At 37.9% G+C, this 1,244-nt stretch carries 2 protein-coding genes and 1 pseudogene; all 3 read right to left on the bottom strand.

The features are described from left to right. Positions 1–288, bottom strand: a 288-nt coding sequence (locus ABT006_RS35020; RefSeq protein ID WP_350712756.1) for a hypothetical protein, incomplete at its 3' end; no start/stop codon positions are given. Positions 289–394: 106 nt separating this feature from the next. Further along, entirely contained in the window at positions 395–1,075 is a 681-nt protein-coding gene (locus ABT006_RS35015; protein WP_350712755.1) for an IS6-like element ISS1N family transposase, read from the bottom strand. A 73-nt stretch (positions 1,076–1,148) separates the two neighbouring features. Further along, positions 1,149–1,244: pseudogene (locus tag ABT006_RS35010) on the bottom strand (IS982 family transposase); the annotation flags it as partial.

Raw genomic sequence — 1,244 nt, 5'->3', positions numbered from 1 at the left:
TATCGCCTGAAAATCCGTTGTTTTAGTAAAAAGCACCATGAATAACAGTAATAAATACACACTGAAAGCAAGATAGAGATAAATAACTGAAAAATCTTTGAGGTGATACTGGATGCCAAACAACCAGATAATCAGCGTTAATAAGAGTATTAAAGTTAATGCGGTATAGTCAAAGTGGTTAATCAACCTAGCCAGGCTTTGATAGCGAGTGAGAACGGGCATAATCAGCCAAGTAATCGTCGCATAACTCAGGATAAATGTGACCAATAAACTGCTGAGGTAGATCATATATTTTCGCAACTGTTTCTAACTCCTTTTCTTGATGAGATTAACCCTATTTGGTTCTGTTGCGAAGTTTGAAAATCAAACGCGCCCGCTCTGAACTCCAAATATCTTAGGCTGGTATTCCCATTAATACCTTGATTTCAGTAGACACCGAAAAGCCGAAGAGCGTTCCATTTCTTCGGTTCTTTTTATATATTCCTCGAAGGGTCTCCATGCCCTTAATCGTGGAAGAGGCTGTACGGAGACTTTGATAAAATTTATTCCGTCGTTTAATAGGTCGATGGTCTTGTTCTATTAAATTGTTAAGATACTTCACAGTTCGGTGCTCTGTCTTAGTATATAAACCCACACTCTGTAACTTTCTAAAGGCGGAGCCAAGAGAAGGTGCTTTATCGGTCACAATTGCTTTCGGCTCACCAAACTGTTTATGGAGTCGTTTTAAGAAAGCATAGGCTGCTTGCGTATCCCGTTTCTTTCGTAACCAGATATCTAAGGTTAAGCCGTCCGCATCAAGTGCACGATAAAGATAATGCCAACGTCCCTTAATTTTGATATAGGTTTCGTCCATTTTCCATGAATAGAAGGATTGTCTATTTTTCTTCTTCCAAAGATAATAGAGGACTTTGCTGTACTCTTGCACCCAACGATAAACCGTAGTATGACAAACATTTATTCCACGATCATATAACAATTCCTGAACTTCACGATAGCTTAGATTGTAACGCAGGTAGTAACCAACAGCGACAATAATGACGTCTTTTTTGAATTGTTTGCCTTTAAAATGATTCATTACTCTGTCCTCTCTGTCTTTTTTCTCAATTTTACACTAAAATAGATTTTTTGGAAAACTTTGCAACAGAACCCTTTCGGTTTTGAACCTCAAGGGGAACACTCGTTTGATAAAGCGTCTCAATGGTTGTCAGTAAATAAACAAAAACTTTTGGAAGTGTGCTATTATA

Source organism: Micromonospora sp. NPDC002717 (genome assembly GCF_040295705.1).
Classification (GTDB): domain Bacteria; phylum Actinomycetota; class Actinomycetes; order Mycobacteriales; family Micromonosporaceae; genus Micromonospora.
Note: the sequence above shows the minus strand (reverse complement) of the source record. Positions and strands in the feature narration are given on the sequence as shown.